Genomic DNA, 20,667 nt, shown 5'->3' on the forward strand with positions numbered 1-20,667 from the left:
ACAGGAGGTGACGTTTACAAGAGAATTAGTTTATGGTGTATGGAGAAGCGTTTCTTTCTCCTCATCCGTCCAGCTGACAGCCTTGCCGCTTTCCTTTGAGACTTGGACCATCACAACTGCTCCAGTAAAGCAGGGCTCGCCATTGCGGTTCTCTCCAAGATAATGCAAGGTAAGGGATGAGCTGCCGACGGCACTTGTTTTCACATAGATGCGCAGCTCTTCATAAGGCATGACTTGGCGCAAATAATCGCATTGCTGGCTTGCCACGACTGTCATGGTCTGTTTGTTTTCATTCATCATATTCAGCTTTTTAAAATAAGAAATCCGCACCTCCTCAAAGTATATGAAAGGGACTACATTATTCATATGGCCAAACATGTCCGTCTCGGAAAAACGCACGGATACTTCATTAAAAAAAGAAAAGGACTCTTTCCATTCTTGAAACGGCTCATCAATATAAGCGGGAAGCTTCATCTTTATTCATCTCCTTATTGTTAAAAAAACCTCTCCCATGCGGAAGAGGTTGTTTCTTCTTATACTCTGTCGCTTCCGAAGAAATTGCGGAACGCTTGTAAGTTTGTATCTCTGTTTAAGGCTGCAATGGAAGTAGTGAGCGGGATGCCTTTCGGACAGGATTGAACGCAGTTTTGCGAGTTGCCGCAATCTGCAAGGCCGCCTTCATCCATCAGTGCTTCTAATCGGTCAGATTTATTCATGGCGCCTGTCGGATGTGCGTTAAACAGGCGGACCTGAGACATCGGTGCCGGCCCCATGAACTTCGATTTGCTGTTCACATTCGGGCAGGCCTCGAGGCAGACGCCGCACGTCATGCATTTTGATAATTCATATGCCCATTGACGGCGTTTTTCCGGCATTCTCGGTCCCGGTCCTAAATCGTACGTGCCGTCAATCGGTATCCACGCTTTTACCTTTTTCAATGAATCAAACATTCTGCTCCGGTCAACCTGCAAATCACGCACGACTGGGAATGTTTTCATTGGTTTTAAGCGGATCGGCTGTTCAAGCTGATCGATAAGTGCCGTACAAGACTGGCGAGGCTTTCCGTTTATGACCATTGAACATGCGCCGCATACTTCTTCAAGACAGTTCATATCCCATGTGACAGGGGTTGTCTTTTCACCTTTCACGTTAACCGGATTCCGGCGAATTTCCATCAGGGCGGAAATGACGTTCAGGTTCGGGCGGTATGGAACCTCAAATTCTTCATCGTAAGGCGTGCTGTCAGCTGTATCTTGACGTGTGATAATAAATCGTATGGTTTTTTGTTCACTCATGATTATTTCGCCACCTTCTTCTTCGAGTAATCCCGCTTCCGAGGCGTTATCAGTGATACATCGACATCCTGATACTCAAATTCCGGCGCTTCATACGGGCTTACATGTTTAGCCATTGTTGTTTTGAGCCATTCATCATCATTACGTTCAGGATAATCCGGTTTATAATGGGCGCCCCGGCTTTCATTGCGGTTGTATGCGCCAAGGGTAATCACCCTTGCAAGCTGAAGCATGTTCGAGAACTGGCGTGTGAACATTGCCCCCTGGTTGCTCCATTTTGTTGTGTCATTGATGTTGATCTTTTTAAATCGCTCCATTAATTCCTGAATTTTGTCATCCGTTTTCAAAAGCTTGTCGTTATGGCGGACAACTGTGACGTTCGCCGTCATCCACTCACCAAGCTCTTTGTGAAGAACATAGGCATTTTCGGTTCCGTCCATACTCATAATCTCAGCCCATTTTTCTTCTTCTTTTTTAACGTGAGCGTCAAATAAAGATGAGGACATGTCTTCTGCTGAAGATTCTAAGCCGTTTACATATTTCACCGCATTCGGTCCGGCCACCATTCCTCCGTAAATCGCGGAGAGCAGAGAGTTTGCCCCCAAGCGGTTGCCGCCGTGCATAGAGTAATCACATTCCCCGGCTGCAAACAGTCCCGGGATGTTTGTCATTTGATCGTAATCCACCCATAAACCGCCCATTGAATAATGGACCGCCGGGAAGATTTTCATCGGAAGCTTCCGCGGGTCGTCTCCCATGAATTTCTCATAAATCTCAATGATGCCGCCAAGCTTGATATCAAGCTCTTTCGGATCTTTATGAGACAGATCGAGATACACCATGTTTTCGCCGTTAATGCCGAGCTTCTGGTTGACGCATACATCAAATATTTCGCGTGTCGCAATATCACGCGGCACCAGGTTTCCATAAGCCGGATATTTTTCCTCTAAGAAATACCACGGCTTACCGTCTTTATATGTCCACACGCGACCGCCTTCACCGCGCGCTGATTCACTCATCAGTCTTAGTTTGTCATCGCCCGGTATGGCTGTCGGGTGGATTTGAATGAATTCTCCGTTTGCATAATACGCTCCCTGCTGATAAACGATCGACGCAGCAGACCCTGTATTAATCATGGAGTTAGTCGATTTCCCAAAAATGATTCCCGGTCCGCCCGTCGCCATGATGACAGCGTCTGAACGGAAGGATTCAATTTGCATGTTTGTCAGGTTTTGCGCAACAATTCCGCGGCAGGTTCTGTCATCATCTAATACAGCGCCAAGGAATTCCCAGCCTTCGTATTTTGTAACCAGACCCGCAACTTCGTATCTGCGCACTTGCTCGTCCAGTGCGTAAAGCAGCTGCTGTCCCGTCGTCGCACCCGCATAAGCTGTTCTGTGGTGCTGTGTACCCCCGAATCGGCGGAAATCAAGCAGCCCTTCAGGCGTCCGGTTAAACATGACGCCCATCCGGTCTAATAAGTGGATGATAGAAGGCGCCGCTTCACACATCGCTTTAACCGGCGGCTGGTTTGCAAGAAAGTCTCCTCCGTATACAGTGTCATCAAAATGTTCCCACGGAGAGTCACCTTCCCCTTTTGTATTGACCGCTCCGTTTATGCCGCCTTGCGCACAAACCGAATGAGAACGTTTGACAGGAACGATGGAAAACAGCTTAACCGCCATTCCTGATTCCGCTGCTTTAATTGTCGCCATGAGGCCGGCAAGACCCCCGCCGACTACGATAATGCTTGATTGACTCATGATAGCCCCTCTCCCTCTAGTAATCTAGTACTCTTAAACAAATGCAAAAATCGCTTTTAAGCCTACGTAAGACAGTGCAACAAAAATAATCAGCGTAACGTAAGTCGAAATTCTTTGAGAACGAGGCGTTACCGTGATGCCCCATGTAACAGCGAAAGACCATAAACCGTTCGAGAAGTGGAAAATTGTTGATAAAACACCGACAATGTAAAAGCCAAGCATAGCCGGAGAGCTCAAAATATTCGCCATCATGTCGAAATTGACCTCAGCGCCCATTTGTGCGGCAATACGGGTTTCCCACACGTGCCAGCTCACGAAAATGAGGGTGATGATACCGGTTACACGCTGCAGGACGAAGAGCCAGTTTCTCATATAGCTGTATTGACCTGCGTTATTTTTTGCAGTAAACGCTATGTACACACCATAAACTGCATGATAAATTAATGGTAAGAAGATAATAAAAATTTCCAAGGCATACCTGAAAGGCAGACTATCCATAAAATGAGCAGCACTATTGAATGCTTCAGCGCCCCTTGCGGCAAACTGGTTGACGACTAAATGCTGAATGAGAAAGATGCCGACCGGTATGACGCCAAGCAAGGAATGCAATCTTCGAAAATAAAACTCTCTGTTCCCAGACATTACTTTACCCCCTGTTTGATAAGTGCGAAATGTGCTAAATCTCTTCCCCCACTTCTTTCAATTGTAAGCACTTTATTAAGATTTATTGACAATTTCATTTTACTCCTCCCTCAAAAGGGCGTCAAGAAAACGCGTACATAAATTATAATTTTCCGAATTGAATAGTTGATTTAAAAATTTTATTTTATCAATATATGTTTCTGTTTAATTTTTCATAAGAATTATAGGATCATTCTGTAATCCTCCCCCCTGTTTGGGCTATAATATACCAAGGAGAGAGGGGAGACAGATATGAAGTCTAAATTTGAAGCATCTATTGACAACCTAAAAGAAATTGAAATGAATGCCTATGCCTACGAACTAATACGAGAGATCGTTCTCCCAGATATGCTTGGCCAAGATTACTCTTCCATGATGTATTGGGCTGGGAAACATCTCGCCCGTAAGTTTCCTCTTGAATCATGGGAGGAATTTCCGGCCTTCTTTGAAGAAGCGGGCTGGGGAACCCTCACCAACGTAAGCGCTAAAAAACAGGAGCTTGAATTTGAACTTGAAGGGCCGATCGTTTCCAACCGGCTTAAACATCAGAAAGAACCATGCTTTCAGCTGGAGGCTGGTTTTATTGCTGAACAAATTCAATTGATGAATGACCAGATTGCCGAATCATATGAACAAGTGAAAAAGAGAGCCGATAAGGTGGTTCTGACTGTGAAATGGGATATGAAAGACCCAGTGTAATCAAAAAGGCGGTGACTATATAGTCCCGCCTTTTTGATTGTCATTACACAGCTGAAGGGTGTTTTGAAAGCTCAAATGCATCGTGCAGCGCTTCAACTGCTTTCACCATGTCATTTTCACTTACGACTGTTGATACTTTGATTTCAGATGTGCTGACCATTTTGATTAAAATGTTTTTTTCCGCCAGTACAGCAAACATTTCAGCTGCTACACCAGGATTTGAGGCCATGCCGGATCCAACAATGGATACTTTAGCCAATTTGCTTTCTGTCTCGATTTTCTCGAATTCAAGCGCGTCTTTATACTCTTCAAGCACCGCAACGGTTTGGTCTGCGTCTTCTGTTTTAACTGAGAAGGAAATTCCGGTCTGATGGTCTCCGGCCTGCGTTTGGATAATGATATCGACGTTAATGTTTCTTTTGGCAAGTGTTGTAAAGATAGTAGACAGGGTTGTCAGGCCGCTAGTCAGACCGTAAATGGTTACTCTTGTGATTTGATCTTCGAACGCAATGCCTCTGACAATTAAATTTTGCTCCATGGATGATTCCTCCTCAATTAATGTTCCCGCTTCTGTTTCTGTACTTGAACGCACTTCTAACGGCACTTGGTAATTTTTCGCGAATTCAACGGCTCTCGGATGAAGAACGCCGGCGCCCAAATTGGCAAGCTCAAGCATTTCATCGTATGAGATGCCGGCAAGTTTTCTCGCTGATTTCACATAGCGCGGATCGGTTGTAAACACTCCGGGCACGTCCGTGTATATGTCACATTTATCCGCTTTTAATGCGGCAGCCAAAGCGACTGCTGTTGTGTCTGAACCGCCCCGGCCCAATGTCGTGATTTCGCAATCCTCTGCCATGCCTTGGAATCCTGCCACAATGACAATCTTTCCTTGCTCAAGCTGGTCTGCTAAAACCGAAGTGTCGATATCTGTAATTCTGGCGTTTCCGTGAACGGCTTCCGTGCGGATTCCCGCCTGCCAGCCAGTATAGGACACAGCGTCATAGCCTTTTTCCTGCAGCGCCATTGAAAGCAGGGAAATGGTGACCTGCTCGCCCGTCGCCAGCAGCATATCCATTTCGCGTTTGCTCGGCTGGTCAGAAATTGCTTTTGCAAGGCCGACCAATTCGTCAGTGGATTTTCCCATAGCTGAAACGACAACAACGACTTGATGGCCCTTCTGCTTTTCTGAAATCGCGCGGTTTGCCGCATTTTGAATTTTTTCGACTGAGCCGACGGAAGTACCTCCGAATTTTTGTACAATAAGACCCATGTATTACCACCCTTTACATTTTGGTTCGTGCGGGTGAGGAGAAAGAGCGCTTTGTCCACAATAAAAAAAGCAATGAGAGGAATGCTCTCATTGCTTATCAATTAATCATCATAAATGATTATGAACAACGAGATAGCCCTCCAAGAAAATGATTTCTTGACAGCCCTACATTTATTCAATGCACGGCCAGCAAATAATACCGATGGGGTTTTATTTGCTTCGGCGACGCTCCCCTTTCAGCCTTTTTCACAGAATCCATCTTTCTCCAAAGGCTTACTCTTGAAGTTCGCACCTCTATCTTCACCATATAACACGATCTAACTATGAAATTAGTTCACATTTTATCAGATCTTTTTTAAAAGGACAACATTATTTTTGCAATTTGTCGTAAAGCAGCTGAGCAGCCGCTGCGGGAACACCCGCTTTTTGGATGTCCTCAAGGCTTGCTTCCTTCATTTTTTTAACCGAACCGAAATGCTTTAACAGCATTTTCTTTCTTTTCTCTCCGATACCCGGGATGTCGTCCAATACGGATTGAAACGCGCTTTTTCCGCGGATTTGCCTGTGAAAACTGATCGCAAAACGGTGCACCTCGTCCTGAATGCGCTGCAGGAGATAAAATTCCTGACTGTTTCGTTCCAGATACACCGTCTCCAGCGGATCTCCGATTAATAAATTTGAAGTTCTGTGTTTTTCGTCTTTGGCTAAACCGGCGATCGGGATATCCAAGCCGAGTTCATTTTCAATGACATCCCTTGCAGCGTTGATCTGCCCTTTTCCTCCGTCAATGATGATCAGATCAGGCAGCGGCAGATTTTCGCGAAGCACTCTCGTATAGCGCCTCCTAACAACCTCTCTCATTGAGCCGTAATCATCCGGTCCCGTAACGGTTTTGATTTTATATTTGCGGTATTCCTTTTTGTTCGGTTTGCCGTCGATAAACACGATCATCGCGGAAACCGGGTTTGTCCCCTGTATGTTTGAGTTATCAAACGCTTCAATTCTGTGCGGGGTATAAATATTCAATGCTTCACCCAGTTTATGGACAGCCCCGATTGAGCGCTCCTCGTCCCGTTCGATTAAGGAGAATTTTTCTTTCAGCGCGATTTTCGCGTTTTTATGGGCCAGCATAAGCAGTTCTTTTTTCGAGCCTTTTTTCGGCTGGTGGACGTTTGTTTCCAGCAGCTGCTCAATCATGGATTGATCAACGCTGTCCGGAACTAAAATTTCCTTTGGAAGAAAGTGGTTGTTTTTTGAATAGAACTGCCCGATGAACGTAAGAAACTCTTCATCTGCTTCCTGATAGAGCGGAAACATGCTGACATCGCGCTCAATGAGCTTTCCTTGGCGGATAAAAAAGACCTGTACGCACATCCAGCCCTTATCATATGCGTACGCGAATACGTCACGGTCGACTAGATCGTTCATCGTCATTTTTTGTTTTTCCATCGTTGATTCAATATGGGCGATTTGGTCACGAAGCTCTTTTGCCCGTTCAAACTCAAGATTCTCAGCAGCCTCATGCATTTTCTCTTCAAGCTCTTTTTTGACCTCATTATAGCCGCCCTTTAAGAAACGGGTAATGCTCTCAACCAGTTCTCTGTTCGTCTCTTCGGAAATATCCTTTACGCACGGAGCGAGACATTGGCCCAGATGATAGTAGAGGCACACTCTGTCCGGCAGCTTGGAGCATTTTCTGAGAGGGTACAGACGGTCGAGCAGTTTTTTTGTTTCCCTTGCGGCCTGTACATTCGGGTACGGCCCGAAATAGCGCCCTTTGTCTTTTTTGACATTGCGGGTGACAATCAGCCTTGGGTGGCGTTCATGGGTGAGTTTTATGAAAGGATAGGTTTTGTCGTCTTTCAGCATGACGTTGTATTTCGGATCATGCTTTTTGATCAAGTTCATTTCTAAAATAAGCGCTTCAAGATTGGAGGACGTCACGATATATTCAAAATCCTCGATTTCCGTCACAAGCCTTTGTGTTTTCGCATCGTGAGAACCGGTGAAGTAGGAGCGCACTCTGTTTTTCAGCACTTTTGCTTTTCCTACGTAGATCACAGTCTGCTGCCGGTCCTTCATGAGATAACACCCGGGCTGATCGGGAAGGAGGGCGAGTTTTTCTTTCAGTTGTTTGTTCATATATTACCCTTCCTTATGTTTAATCCTTTGTTTCCAGTTTAACACGAACGTTTGTTTTTCTCTATGCTTCACGATTGGCGAATAAAAAAAGCGATCCCTCAATCGGAATCGCTCTGGCATGTAAGCAGCCGAGAATTAAAGATGTTTGTTTACAAGCTCTTGCAGCGCTTCTTTCGGTTTGAAGCCGACAGAAGTTTCAACTACTTCTCCGTCTTTTAACACAAGAAGTGTCGGGATGCTCATAACGCCGTATTTTCCGGCTGTTTCTTGGTTTTCGTCCACGTCGATTTTTACGATTTTCAGTTTGTCTCCCATTTCTTGATCTAGTTCTTCAAGAACAGGTGCAATCATTTTACAAGGTCCGCACCAAGGAGCCCAGAAGTCAGCCAGTACGACGCCTTCGCTTGTTTCAGCTGAGAAAGATTGATCAGTTGCTTTTACGATAGCCATTATTGAATTCCTCCAATTGTGAAATGATGATTTTTAGTATAGCATCTCCCATTCGTTCACGCTATTTTAATGCTTACAAATTATTTTTTCCTGATCACAATCGGTTTACTCATGTTTATCTGGATTGAATGGGTTATGTCACTTTGCATTAAAACACGAATCTGATAATGGCCCCAATGACTACAATCGCCCCGATGATCATTAGAATGGTACGAAGCATAGAATAACATCTCCTCTTCACTGTCATGTACCTTTACCATGCCCTGGCGGAGCTGTTTTAAAACATGAAAAAGAGCGCCGGCATGAAGCTCCGGCGCTCTCACGCGATTAAGAATCAGCACGCAGCGTGAGTAAGACGACTGACATTGGCGGGAGTTTTACTTTCAGTTTGTTTTTGTTGAGCGTGTATTGGCTGAAAGATTCCGGTTTGACGTGATGAGGATCGTCAAACGTGTTATGCGCATTCATTTTGTCAGCCGTCAGAATGACTCCGGAATGGTCCGCTGTCTTGTGAATGCCTCTCAACTCGATCTCAGCCTCCGCTTTGTTTTGGTGATCAATGTTGCAGATCGTGATATTGATATCGCCTTCTGCATGTTTCGAGGCTGAAATACTGATTTGCGGCAGCGTTTCACCCTTCCATTCATAGTCAGCAGACGTTGTTTCAGTGTTTAAAAGAGAAGCGTCCTGGTGTACCTTAAACATATCAAATACATGGTACGTCGGTGTCAAAAGCATCCGCTCTCCCTCAGTCAAAATCATCGCTTGAAGAACGTTTACTGTTTGGGCGATGTTGGTCATTTGCACTCGGCGGCAATGCTGATGGAAAATGTGGAAATGAGAAGCCGCCACCAGTGCATCACGAATGGTGTTTTGCTGATACAGGAAACCAGGGTTCGTGCCTGGCTCAGGATCAAACCACGTGCCCCATTCATCAATAATCAGCCCGACCCGCTGCTCCGGATCGTACCGGTCCATAATCGTGCCGTGTTTTTGAATCAATTCATCGATGTATTTGGCTTTTTTCATCGTAATGAACCATTCGTCCTCCGTGAATTCTGTGGCTGATCCTTTGCCTTTCCAGAAATCACCCGGAATCGTGTAATAATGAAGACTCAATCCGTCCATCAGGCCAGCGGCTTTTTTCATGAGCACGTCCGTCCAATGAAAATCGTCCACATTTGCGCCGCCTGCAATTTTGTATAGTTCATTCCCGCTGTAATTGCGGACATAGGTTTGAAAACGCCGGTATAGATCTGCGTAGTATTCAGGATGCATGTTGCCGCCGCAGCCCCAGTTTTCATTGCCTACGCCGAAATATTTCAGCTTCCAAGGCTCCTCTCTTCCGTTTTGTTTTCTCCAGTCTGACATCGGCGTGCCTTCTTCAAACGTCATATACTCGATCCATTCCGCCATTTCCTGAACCGTTCCGCTTCCGACATTGCCGCAAATATAAGGCTCGCATTCAAGCAGCTCGCAAAGCATCATAAATTCATGCGTTCCGAATTCATTTGATTCAATTGTACCGCCCCAGTGCGTGTTAAGCATCGTCTTACGGTCACCGACACCGTTTGCCCAATGGTATTCGTCTGCAAAACACCCGCCCGGCCACCTGAGGACAGGAATATTCAGCTGTTTGAGCGCTTCCAGCACATCCTTTCGTATTCCGTTTATGTTGGGAATGTTCGAGTCCGTTCCGACCCAAATGCCCTCATAAATCCCTCTTCCTAAATGTTCCGCAAAATGACCGTATATATTTTTGTTAATGGTTCCTTTTACAATATCTGTTTGGATCACTGCTTGATGTTCAGACATGCATGATCATTCCTTTCATACGAATATGAAAAGCACCACAGTCAAATATGTGATCTGTCTTTTGCCTGAGGAGTCAGCATGAATGTAAGCGCTTTTAAAGTAACCATATTATATATGTTCGTACATGTCAACGACATTTTTTCTAAAATTTATATTTGTACGTATGTATTCAAATATATAAAAACCCCGAACTTCAGCAGTCCGGGGTTTTCTTTACGAGTGTATATTTAATTGCTTGAATTCCTCAGTTAATAACGGGACAACTTCAAATAAATCGCCTATGATGCCGTAATCCGCTATTTTAAAGATATCCGCTTCAGGGTCTTTATTGATGGCGACTATCACCTTGCTGTTTGACATGCCGGCCAAATGCTGGATGGCGCCGGAAATGCCGCAGGCAATGTACAAATCCGGGGTAACGACTTTCCCGGTCTGCCCGATTTGGAGAGCGTAATCGCAATAATCAGCGTCACACGCCCCGCGAGATGCCCCGACTGCGGCCCCCAGCACCTCGGCAAGCTCTTGCAGCGGCTGAAATCCTTCCTTGCTTTTGACTCCGCGGCCGCCTGCAACGATAATTTTGGCTTCGGAGAGATCAACGCCGTCCGCTGTTTTTTTCACGACCTCTTGAATAACGGTGCGGAGGTCAGTAAGAGAAACATCAACGCTTTCGATATTCCCCGACCTGCTGGCGTCTTTTTCTGAAGCTTGAATATTATTAGGGCGAATCGTTGCAAAAATCAGCGGATCGGTTGAAATGACGCGTTCAAATGCTTTCCCCGAGTAAATCGGCCGCGTGAACACGACATTCTCTCCGGTAACGCTTACATCTGTAGCATCTGAAATTAAGCCTGTTTGCAGCCGGGCCGCGAGCTTCGGTGAAAGGTCTTTGCCCATGGCCGTGTGCCCGCATATGACTGAATCGGGTTTTTCTTGGTCAATAATGGCCCTCATGACCTGGCTGTATCCGTCTGCCGTGTATGCTTTCAGCTTCGGATCCTCAGCTGTGAGAACTTTATCGGCTCCGTAATGGATAAGCTCTTGTGCAAGGCTTTGTACATTTTCTCCGATGAGAACACCGATGACTTCTCCATCGCCTGAAATGGTTCTTCCTGCAGCTAATGCTTCAAAGGTGACATTCCGCAATTCTCCATCGCGAATTTCTCCGAGTACGATCACTTTTTTTCCCATTCTAACATCCCCCTGTTTCTTTGAATGTCCAAGCTTTAAATGACTTTAGCTTCGCTGCGGAGCAATGAGACGAGCTCTTTTGCCTGTTCGGCAGGCTCACCTTGGAGAAGCTTCCCGGCTTCTTTTTTCGGCGGCAGAAAACGTTCAATGGTTTTCATCTTAGGTTCGGCATCCTCTTCGTCCAGATCAAGATCATCAAGTTCTAGTTCTTCAAGCGGTTTTTTCTTGGCCTTCATAATTCCCGGAAGCGATGGATAGCGCGGTTCGTTTAAGCCCTGCTGAGCTGTGACAAGCAATGGGAGTGTCGTTTTGATTTTTTCAACATCCCCTTCGACGTCCCTTTCTGCTTCTGCATCAGTGCCGCTGATTTCGAGTTTGGTGATCGTTGTGATGCACGGAATGTCCAGTAGCTCGGCAAGCCGAGGCGCTACTTGTCCTGAACCCCCGTCAATGGCAACATTTCCGCCGAGAATCAAATCAAACTCCTGATCCTTCATATAGTGGTATAAAACTTGAGAAATGGAATATTGGTCGGGCTCTTCGAGATCATCTTCTATGTTGATTAAAACGGCTTGGTCACATCCCATGGCAAGCGCAGTGCGCAGTTCCTTCTCCGCTTCTTCGCCGCCGACAGTGACGGCGGTGATCGTGCCGCCGTGCTTTTCCTTTAGCTGGATGGCTTCTTCTATCGCGTACTCATCGTATGGATTAATGATCCATTCCGCTCCGTCATCCTGAATCTTTCCTGCTTCAATGACGATTTTTTCTTCTGTGTCAAACGTCCGTTTCATCAGTACAAATAGATTCATGATCATATCCCCTTTTATTCGCCTTTGAACTGAGGCTTTCTTTTTTCGAGAAATGCCTGGATGCCTTCTTTGGCGTCCTCTGACTCAAATGCTTCTCCAAACCGTTTTGCTTCAAGCTTTAAGCTGCCTTCATAGGAATACACCTTATTGGAATAAAGAAGCTCAAGCAGAGATGCCAGCGTTTGCGGGCTTTTTTCTGCAAACTTAGCGGCAAGTGCTTTTGCTTTTTCAAGCACTTCTGCTTCATCTTTTGCTCCAATTGACACAAGTCCGAGATCAAGCGCTTCTTTTCCGGATATCGGTTCTCCTGATCCGATGAGCTCTAGTGCTTTGGCTGTACCGACATATCTCGGAAGACGCTGTGTTCCCGCAAAACCCGGTATAATACCGAGGTTAAGTTCCGGAAGCCCCAGCTTGGCGTCTTCTGCCGCAATTCTGATATGACAAGCCATCGCAAGCTCCAGCCCGCCTCCAAGAGCAGCACCGTGAATCGCCGCGATAATCGGTTTTGGGAAGCCTTCAATTCTTTCCATCAGCTGCTGGCCGCGCTCAGCCAGCAGTGAGGAATCTTCATTGCCTTTAAGCGATGTAAATTCTTTAATATCAGCCCCGGCTGAGAAAAATCTTCCCTCACCGTGAATGATAATGCTTCGTACGCCTGCATCTGTCTCACATTGATCAAGACAGGAGGACAGCTCTTCTAATATCCGGGTGGAAAGCGCATTTGCCGGCGGATTGTGAATCGTCAAGACTGCCACAAATTGATCAACCGCAAGTGAAATTGCATTCATAGGACAGACCCCCTTTACTTATTGTGAATTCCGGACACCAACAATTCTAAAACGCTGTCTGATAAGGCAGCGAGATCGTACTTTTGGTCATTCATAACCCAAGTTGTCACGGTTTCGTCAATCGTTCCAAAAATCATCTGCCGGGCGAGGCGGACATCGAGGCCTTCTTTTAATTCGCCTGATTGTATGCCTTCCATCAAAATACTATCCAAAATATTTAAGTAGCCTTTTAATATTTCATTGATTTTCTGGCGCAGCTCCAAGTTTGACTGGCGGAGCTCAAGCTGAGTGACAATCGCGAGATTATGATCATCCGCTAAAAGGGAAAAATGCTTTGAAATCACAAGCGCCAGTTTCTCTTTCGCTGTTGTCTTTTCTTTTATGTCCTCTTCCATCCGCTCAATAAATTGGCCCATTTTTTCTTTGAAAAGAGAAATTAAAATGTCTTCTTTGTTTTTGAAATAGAGGTAGATGGTGCCGTCCGCCACTCCGGCTTGTTTGGCAATTTTGGATACCTGTGACTGGTGGTAGCCGTTTTCCGCAATGACTTCTACTGCTGCATCAATAATCTGCATATACTTTGGCCGTTTTTGCTTCAATGTTCATCGTTCCTTCCTATAGAAATGAATGACTATTCATTCATAATTTCATGATAAAAAGGATTTTCGGCTTTGTCAAGTTTATTCGCAGGTATTCTCTTTTTCTTATGTCATTTGTCATTTGTCATTTGTTATTTGACATGATGATTTTCGGCTTCTTCAAGTAAACGCCTTCTTAAAATTTTTCCGACTGCCGTTTTCGGCAGCTCTTTTCTGAACTCATAGGCTTTCGGCACCTTGTAGGGAGCGAGGCGGGATCTCGCGAAAGTGTCCAGTTCTTCTGCATCAGCTTTTGCGCCTTTCTTTAACACGACAAATGCTTTTACTGTTTCTCCTCTATAGGAATCAGGCACACCGGCAACCACAATTTCCTGGATGGCTTCATGTTCATAAAGCGCTTCTTCTACTTCACGCGGGTAAATATTGTAGCCGCCGGCAATGATGATGTCCTTCTTCCTGTCGGCAATATAGAAAAAGCCCTCTTCATCCATATAGCCCATGTCTCCGGTGAACAGCCAGCCGTCTCTCAGTACAGCGGCAGTTTCCTCCGGTTTGTTCCAATATCCTTTCATGACTTGCGGACCTTTTACAATGATTTCTCCATGCTCATATGGAGCAGCATGCTTACCCGTCTCTTCCGAATAGATCGCGGCGTCAGTACTCGGCCAAGGACAGCCAATACTGCCTGGCTTGTTTTTCCCCCAGATAAAATTGGCATGTGTCACTGGGGATGCCTCAGACAAGCCGTAGCCTTCCACAAGCTTTCCGCCAGTCACCTTTTCAAATTTCTGCTTTACCTCCACAGGCAGTGCGGCTGATCCGCTAAGACAGCTTTTAATGGATGACAGATCATAATGCTGCAATTCGGGGTGATGCAAAAGGCCAATGTAAATTGTCGGTGCGCCCGGAAAGAGCGTCGGTTTTTGTTTGTCGATGATTTTGAGCGTTTCGAGCGGATCAAACTTAGGAAGAAGAATCATTTCGAAGCCTAGTTTAATCGAATAATTCATCACTGCCGTCAGTCCGTAGACATGAAAAAACGGGACGATGCCAAGCACTTTTTCAGCCCCTTCCTTCACATCGTACATCCAAGCGGAGCACATTTCAGTATTGGCCAAAATATTTTGGTGCGTGAGCATGACTCCTTTTGGAGCCCCCGTTGTTCCTCCGGTATATTGGAGGACAGCTATATCATGTTCAGGATCGATCTTCGGGATTGTCAGGAGCTCAGTTTTTTCCTCCTTCATGCTGGAAGCGAACATGTGAATGTGATCTTTTCTGTCAAAGTCGATGTGCACTTTTTGTTTTTGCGTCAGCGGGTAAAGAATATTCTTCGGAAAAGGCAAATAATCTTTTACGCTGGTGATCAAAATCTGATCTACAATTGATAACGTTTTCATTTTTATTGCCTTTGGGAAAAGCAAATCTAAGGTGATGATCACGCTTGCCTCAGCATCTCTCAGCTGGTATTCAAGCTCGTGCTCGGTATAGAGCGGATTCGTCTGCACCACGATGCCACCGGCAAACAAAACGCCATAATAAGAAATCACTGCTTGCGGGCAATTGGGCAGCATGACAGCCACTCTGTCTCCTTTTTGCAGGCCGTTGCCCTGCAAAAAAGCTGCGAGTTTAAGAGCATCCGTCAGAATGTCATGAAAGGTGAGTTTTTTTCCATAAAAAGATATTGCGGTTTTGTCAGGGAATCGTGCGGCGGAGTCTGTCAGGATGGATTGCAGGGTTTTGTTCGGCAATGGAAGCTCATGCGGGATATCGTCGGGATACTCGGCAAGCCACGGCTTTTGAGACTGCATAAAACCTCCCCTTTCGGTTTTAGAGTTCCACCCTATCATTATAGCAGATGGACGGCAAAAAAAAGAAAAAGAAAGGTAAATCTTTCTTTTTCTCATAATACGAACAGATATATAAGACCAATTAACAAAAAGATTCCCGCCGCGGCGAGCAGTACTTTTGCAAGCTTTTCCATCTATTCTCCGTCCCCTTATATTCCGGCTGCCACCACAAATGAAAGCCCGACAGAAATGACAAATGAAATAAAGCCGACAGCCCGGTTATCATTTTCGATTTCCTTATCAATTTTAAACCGCGGAGTCAAAAACTCAAAAATAAAGTAGCTTAGAAGAAGCATAACAAATCCGTAAACGCCCCAGCCGATCATTTGCAGCAGAGAATTGTGCTGGGAGATGGAATGCTGAAATACGTTTGCAATTCCTAAAATTTTTCCGCCGGTTGCCATTGCCACCGCAAGATTTCCTTTTTGAATCTCTTCCCAGTTTTTATAAGCCGTCACCAGCTCAAACACAGTCAAAAAGAGGACGAGGCAGAGAACCGCGACACTGTAATACGCCGCGATTTCCACAAGCTCGTTTTCCCAAAAATCACTCATGGCCATACTCCCTTTTATTTTAGTTCAACAACCGTAACGCCTGATCCTCCCTCACCTGCTTCACCGAAACGGGAGCTTTTGACGCTGCGGTGGTTTTTCAGAAGATCCTGCACGCCTTTTCTTAAAGCGCCGGTTCCTTTTCCGTGGATGATTGACACTCTTGGATATCCGGCTAACACTGCATCGTCCAAGTATTTTTCAACACGGCTTAGGGCATTTTCATAGCGTTCGCCGCGAAGGTCAAGTTCAAGCGATACGTGATAATCCTTTCCCTTGACCGCCGTAATGATTTTTTCTTTTTTTGGTTCCGGAGCTGATTTGATAAACTCCAGGTCTTTTTCTTTTACTTTCATTTTTAATATGCCGATTTGAACATTCCACTCATTGCCGCCGGTTTTTTCAAGCAGTGTTCCTTTTTGCCCGAAGGTGAGGACTTTCACCTCATCACCTGGCTTGAAGTCACGTTTTTGCGTTTTCGTTTTTTCCGGTTTTTTGGACTTTTCAAAAGTAGGAACTGCGCCTTCTAACCGTTTCTTCGCGTTGATCAGTTCGTGATCCTTGAAGGATTTGTGTTCTTCTTTTATTGAGCGCAATTCATGAATAATGTCTTCGGCTTCTTTCATTGCCGCTTTTACTTTATCAGCCGCTTGCTGTTCAGCCTCCTCGAGCATTTTGTCTTTTTTGCTGTTGAGCTCGATGATTTGCTGCTGCAGCTCTTTATGCAGTTTTTCTGCTTCTTTTCTGATTGATTCTGTCTCAGAAAGCTCTTCTTCCGCACGTTTTTTGCTTTGTTCCAGCGACGCAATCATCGTATCGACTTCGTTATGCTCGGCCGTCATTTCTGACTTCGCCTGCCCGATGATATGGTCCGGGAGCCCAAGGCGTTTTGAAATTTCGAAGGCGTTGCTTCGTCCCGGCACACCAATTAAAAGTTTATAGGTCGGCGACAGCGTTTCGATGTCAAATTCCACACTGGCATTCATGACGCCTTCTCTGTTATAGCCGTACGCCTTCAATTCCGGATAATGCGTCGTGGCCAACACTCTTGCATGAGTGCGGTGCACGTCATCCAAGATGCTCATAGCGAGGGCCGCCCCTTCTTGCGGGTCTGTCCCTGCGCCCAGCTCATCGAAGAGCACTAGGCTGTTTTCATTGACCTGTTCTAAAATGCCGACAATGTTCACCATATGGGATGAGAACGTACTTAAGCTTTGCTCAATCGACTGTTCATCGCCGATATCAGCGAATACATGTTCAAATACCGCGGCTTCTGATCCTTCATCTGCCGGAATATGAAGACCGGATTGCGCCATCAAGGTTAACAGGCCTAACGTTTTAAGGGTGACTGTTTTCCCCCCGGTGTTTGGCCCTGTAATGACAATGGTTGAAAAGTCGCCGCCAAGCTCGATGTCATTGGCAACCACCTGATCAGGCGGAAGCAATGGATGGCGGGCTTTTTTCAAACGGACAAAGCCGTTGTCGTTCATGATCGGTTTTGTCGCTTTAACCGCTTTTGCGTATCTTGCTTTTGCAAAAATAAAGTCAAGCGTCTGCAGTACGTGCAAATCTTGAAAGAGCTCTTCTGTGTGCTCCGCCGTTTGCTCTGTCAGCACGCGCAAAATCCGTTCAATTTCTTGTTTTTCTTTCACTTTCGCCTGCTGAAGCGAGTTGTTCATATCTACAATTGCCTGTGGTTCAATGAACAGTGTCGCGCCTGAGGAAGAAGTGTCGTGCACAATTCCTCCGTAGCTTGATCTGTACTCTTGTTTGACTGGAATCACAAAGCGGTCATTCCGAATCGTAACGATCGTATCAGAAAGCATTTTTGAAGCGGAAGAGGAGCGCAGCATTGACTCTAACCGGTCTCTGATTCTCGATTCAAGTGTTCTGAGCTGTGTGCGGATTCCTCTCAATGTTTCCGACGCGTGATCAAGCACTTCTCCGTGATCATCAATGCAGGAATTAATGTCCCGCTCTAAATCGGACAGCGTGATAAGCTGTTCAGCATGCTGTTGGATCAGCGGAATGTCGACGCCATCTTCAGCCATTTGGCTGATAAAATGTTTCATTTGTTTAACTGCATAAAGCAGGCCTGAGATTTCAGTGAATTCTGAGGGACTGAGAACGCTGCCGATTTCCGCCCGTCTTAACGCTCCTCTGATATCAGTAAGGCCGCCAAATGGCGCCTGGCCTCTCAGCCTGATAATGGCAGAAGCTTCGTCTACTTCATCCAGCTGTTTTTTGATTTCGTCTATAGAAGCAGAAGGCTTAAGCTCGAGAAGCATTTCTTTTCCGAGCGATGAAGCGGCATGCTCAATAACCTGTTCTTTCACTTTATGAAATTCAAGAGCTGATAATACTTTTTGCTGCACGATTGTGTGAGCCTCCTTACTTAATCGTTGCGCTTCAGGAATGCCTCTACGTCTTCAAGTGACCGGGCATTCAGAACGTTTTTCGTTTCCGTCCATCCTTTGCGCGCGGCAGTAACGCCAGTTTTCATATCGTCTAACATCTCAATATTATGGGCATCGGTATTAATCACCAATGTAACCCCTTGTTCGTTTGCTTTGATTAAATGTTCTGTGCGCAGATCGAGACGCGCAGGGTTGGCGTTGAGTTCAAGCGCCGTATTTGTTTTCTTCGCAAGCTCAATCAGCTTATCAATATCAATTTCGTAACCGGCCCGTCTGCCGATCAGGCGTCCGGTCGGATGTGCGATAATGTCAACATGCTTGTTGGTCAGTGCCGTCTCAAGCCGTTTCATAATGACGTGTTCCGGCTGATTAAAGCTGGAATGAATCGATGCAATGACGATATCCATTTCCGCCAGCACGTCGTCATCATAATCAAGCGTGCCATCAGGCAGGATATCCATCTCGACACCTTTCAAAATACGGAAATTCTCAAATTCACCATTGAGCGCGTCAATTTCTTTTGCCTGCTGCTTGAGCCTTTCTGCAGTCAGCCCGTTGGCGACCTTTAAATATTGCGAGTGATCGGTGATTGCCATATATTGATAGCCTTTATTCATGCATGCTTCAGCCATCTCTCTGATCGAAAACGCACCATCGCTCCACGTTGAGTGCATGTGGAGATCTCCTTTGATTTGCCCGGGCTCTATCAGTTCAATGCTGTCGCTGTATGTTTCCACTTCTTGCCCGCTTTCACGGAGCTCTGGCGGAATCAGCGGCAGGCCGAAGTGCGCATAAAATTCACGTTCACTCGGGAATGTTTTGATGTCTCCGGTTTCAACTGTCTCGACGCCGTATTCACTGATCCGCTCGCCGCGTTCTTTCGCGATTTGGCGCATCTTAATATTGTGATCCTTTGATCCCGTAAAATGATGAAGTGTTGTCGGAAACTGCTCTTCCGTCACAAGACGGAAATCGACGCTCGTTTCATATTCAAAGGAAAGGATGACAGATACCTTCGTATCTCCGCTCGCGATCACGCTTTTGATATTTGGCAGAGCAAGAAGCTGCTCTCTTACTTCAGCCGGGTGATCTGTGGCAATGATATAATCCAGATCCTTCACCGTTTCCCGCGCTCTGCGGAGACTTCCGGCACGAGAAAATTTGATGATATCCGTAAATTGAGAAAGGTGCTCTTCAATGTCCCGGGCGATCCGAAGGGCGTAGCCGATCGGGAACCGTTCAGGCTGTTTTCCGGCTTCTCCGAGCGCCTGTAATATTTTTTCTTCTGATTTTTTGCCGAAGCCCGCAAGACCTTGTACCTTTTGCTGTTCACAGGCTTCCTTCAGGGATTCTGCATCATGTACGCCGAGCTCTTTATACAGCTTTGCGATTTTTTTGCCGCCAAGTCCTGGCAGCTTCAATAAAGGCACGAGCCCTTCCGGCACTTCTTTCTGCAGCGATTCGAGCGTGCTTGACTTTCCTTCATCTATATACTCTTTAATGACGCTGTACGTTCCTTTTCCAATTCCGGACAGCGACATCATATCGTCCATTTCTGATAAACTGCGGTCGTCCTGTTCCAGGGCTGCCGCTGCTTTTCGGAAGGCAGATACTTTAAACGGGTTGTCCCCTTTGAGTTCCATGTAGACTGCAATGGTTTCAAGCAGCCGGATAATGTCTTTTTTATGCATACAATAACCCCCAGACGTTCACATATGTTTCCATCATACTCGAAAAAAACTTCTCCGGACAAGAGAAGTTTTTTATGCCCCGTACTGTGTCCACAGCTCTTCTAAAAGCCCTGACAAATACGGTGTATGGTTAATGATCACATTTGCGAGAGACGATTGCCCCATCATTTGCTGCAAAGCATCTACCGGAAGCACGGATGCGACATACAGCAGCACAAATGTAAATAAATAGACTTCTAGAAAACCGAGAACAGCGCCCAGCACCTGGTTGATTTGTTTGATCACCGGAATGCCGGCGACAATACTCAGGAATGAGCCGATGATTCTCAGTAAGATTTTAGCGATGATAAATAAAACGATAAACGCAATCGCATTATAATAGGCTGCTTCCAAATTTCCCGTAAAAAAAGAAAGAGCCGGCTGTCCCGCTGAAAAGTCGGGTGCGGGAATCCACTTTAAATGCGGCGCCACATTTTTATAGAATAAAGCCGCAAAGGCGATCGATAAAATAAAGCTCGTTAAGCGGATAAACTGCAGGATAAAACCGCGTTTTAACCCCAGTAAAGTCCCCATCAGGAGCAAGATTAAGATGATGATATCTAGCATAGTTGTTCAATCCTTTTCTTTAAGCTGACGCTCCAGTTTCTCAT

Annotated in this window: 18 protein-coding genes and 1 riboswitch; of the genes, 1 reads left to right on the forward strand and 17 read right to left on the reverse strand. The window is 45.8% G+C overall.

The window, feature by feature from the left end:
- Positions 1-30: 30 nt before the first annotated feature.
- The 4 genes from RAC86_RS18435 to sdhC are packed head-to-tail and all read right to left on the reverse strand — an operon-like array spanning position 31 to position 3,700.
- Positions 31-474, reverse strand: coding sequence for an acyl-CoA thioesterase (locus RAC86_RS18435; protein WP_072566650.1), 444 nt, complete (start codon positions 472-474; stop codon positions 31-33).
- 59 nt (positions 475-533) lie between these two features.
- Positions 534-1,295: a succinate dehydrogenase iron-sulfur subunit gene (gene sdhB, locus RAC86_RS18440; protein WP_003222517.1), complete on the reverse strand. Its 762-nt coding sequence runs from the start codon at positions 1,293-1,295 to the stop codon at positions 534-536.
- A gap of 2 nt (positions 1,296-1,297) precedes the next feature.
- Positions 1,298-3,058, reverse strand: a complete 1,761-nt coding sequence (gene sdhA / locus RAC86_RS18445) for a succinate dehydrogenase flavoprotein subunit (protein WP_041338046.1) — start codon at positions 3,056-3,058, stop codon at positions 1,298-1,300.
- Between the two features lie 33 nt (positions 3,059-3,091).
- Positions 3,092-3,700, reverse strand: a complete 609-nt coding sequence (gene sdhC, locus RAC86_RS18450; RefSeq protein ID WP_003222512.1) for a succinate dehydrogenase cytochrome B558 — start codon at positions 3,698-3,700, stop codon at positions 3,092-3,094.
- A 291-nt stretch (positions 3,701-3,991) separates the two neighbouring features.
- Here sdhC and RAC86_RS18455 point away from each other — a divergent pair, with 291 nt between their 5' ends.
- Positions 3,992-4,438, forward strand: a complete 447-nt coding sequence (locus RAC86_RS18455) for a YslB family protein (RefSeq protein WP_014114695.1) — start codon at positions 3,992-3,994, stop codon at positions 4,436-4,438.
- Between the two features lie 43 nt (positions 4,439-4,481).
- Here RAC86_RS18455 and RAC86_RS18460 read toward each other — a convergent pair whose 3' ends face one another.
- The 13 genes from RAC86_RS18460 to RAC86_RS18520 all read right to left on the reverse strand — a co-directional run bounded on the left by RAC86_RS18460 (position 4,482) and on the right by RAC86_RS18520 (position 20,623).
- A complete protein-coding gene (locus RAC86_RS18460) occupies positions 4,482-5,711 on the reverse strand; it encodes an aspartate kinase (protein ID WP_072566651.1) in 1,230 nt (409 codons plus the stop codon).
- A 125-nt stretch (positions 5,712-5,836) separates the two neighbouring features.
- Positions 5,837-6,016, reverse strand: a riboswitch (Lysine riboswitch).
- 64 nt (positions 6,017-6,080) lie between these two features.
- Positions 6,081-7,853, reverse strand: a complete 1,773-nt coding sequence (gene uvrC, locus RAC86_RS18465) for an excinuclease ABC subunit UvrC (RefSeq protein ID WP_014114699.1) — start codon at positions 7,851-7,853, stop codon at positions 6,081-6,083.
- A 135-nt stretch (positions 7,854-7,988) separates the two neighbouring features.
- Positions 7,989-8,303 carry a thioredoxin gene (gene trxA / locus RAC86_RS18470; RefSeq protein ID WP_003222500.1) on the reverse strand — a complete coding sequence of 105 codons (315 nt, stop codon included), beginning with the start codon at positions 8,301-8,303 and terminating at the stop codon, positions 7,989-7,991.
- A gap of 327 nt (positions 8,304-8,630) precedes the next feature.
- Positions 8,631-10,118: an alpha-L-arabinofuranosidase AbfB gene (abfB, locus tag RAC86_RS18475; RefSeq protein ID WP_014114700.1), complete on the reverse strand. Its 1,488-nt coding sequence runs from the start codon at positions 10,116-10,118 to the stop codon at positions 8,631-8,633.
- A gap of 213 nt (positions 10,119-10,331) precedes the next feature.
- Positions 10,332-11,309 carry an electron transfer flavoprotein subunit alpha gene (etfA, locus tag RAC86_RS18480; RefSeq protein WP_061186721.1) on the reverse strand — a complete coding sequence of 326 codons (978 nt, stop codon included), beginning with the start codon at positions 11,307-11,309 and terminating at the stop codon, positions 10,332-10,334.
- A 35-nt stretch (positions 11,310-11,344) separates the two neighbouring features.
- A complete protein-coding gene (gene etfB, locus RAC86_RS18485; RefSeq protein WP_003222492.1) occupies positions 11,345-12,118 on the reverse strand; it encodes an electron transfer flavoprotein subunit beta in 774 nt (257 codons plus the stop codon).
- A gap of 14 nt (positions 12,119-12,132) precedes the next feature.
- Positions 12,133-12,909: an enoyl-CoA hydratase gene (locus RAC86_RS18490; RefSeq protein WP_061186722.1), complete on the reverse strand. Its 777-nt coding sequence runs from the start codon at positions 12,907-12,909 to the stop codon at positions 12,133-12,135.
- 14 nt (positions 12,910-12,923) lie between these two features.
- Positions 12,924-13,508, reverse strand: coding sequence for a fatty acid metabolism transcriptional regulator FadR (gene fadR, locus RAC86_RS18495; RefSeq protein WP_003222489.1), 585 nt, complete (start codon positions 13,506-13,508; stop codon positions 12,924-12,926).
- Positions 13,509-13,639: 131 nt separating this feature from the next.
- Positions 13,640-15,319 (reverse strand): long-chain-fatty-acid--CoA ligase LcfA, encoded by a 1,680-nt coding sequence (lcfA, locus tag RAC86_RS18500; protein WP_072566652.1) that lies wholly within the window; start codon positions 15,317-15,319, stop codon positions 13,640-13,642.
- A 188-nt stretch (positions 15,320-15,507) separates the two neighbouring features.
- Positions 15,508-15,912, reverse strand: coding sequence for a DUF350 domain-containing protein (locus RAC86_RS18505; protein ID WP_003222485.1), 405 nt, complete (start codon positions 15,910-15,912; stop codon positions 15,508-15,510).
- 14 nt (positions 15,913-15,926) lie between these two features.
- Entirely contained in the window at positions 15,927-18,284 is a 2,358-nt protein-coding gene (locus RAC86_RS18510) for an endonuclease MutS2 (protein ID WP_072566653.1), read from the reverse strand.
- A gap of 20 nt (positions 18,285-18,304) precedes the next feature.
- Positions 18,305-20,017, reverse strand: coding sequence for a DNA polymerase/3'-5' exonuclease PolX (gene polX / locus RAC86_RS18515; RefSeq protein ID WP_014114705.1), 1,713 nt, complete (start codon positions 20,015-20,017; stop codon positions 18,305-18,307).
- 72 nt (positions 20,018-20,089) lie between these two features.
- Complete coding sequence (locus RAC86_RS18520) at positions 20,090-20,623, reverse strand: CvpA family protein (RefSeq protein WP_003222477.1); 534 nt, start codon at positions 20,621-20,623, stop codon at positions 20,090-20,092.
- Between the last annotated feature and the right edge of the window lie 44 nt (positions 20,624-20,667).

Source organism: Bacillus sp. LR_5 (assembly GCF_042709275.1).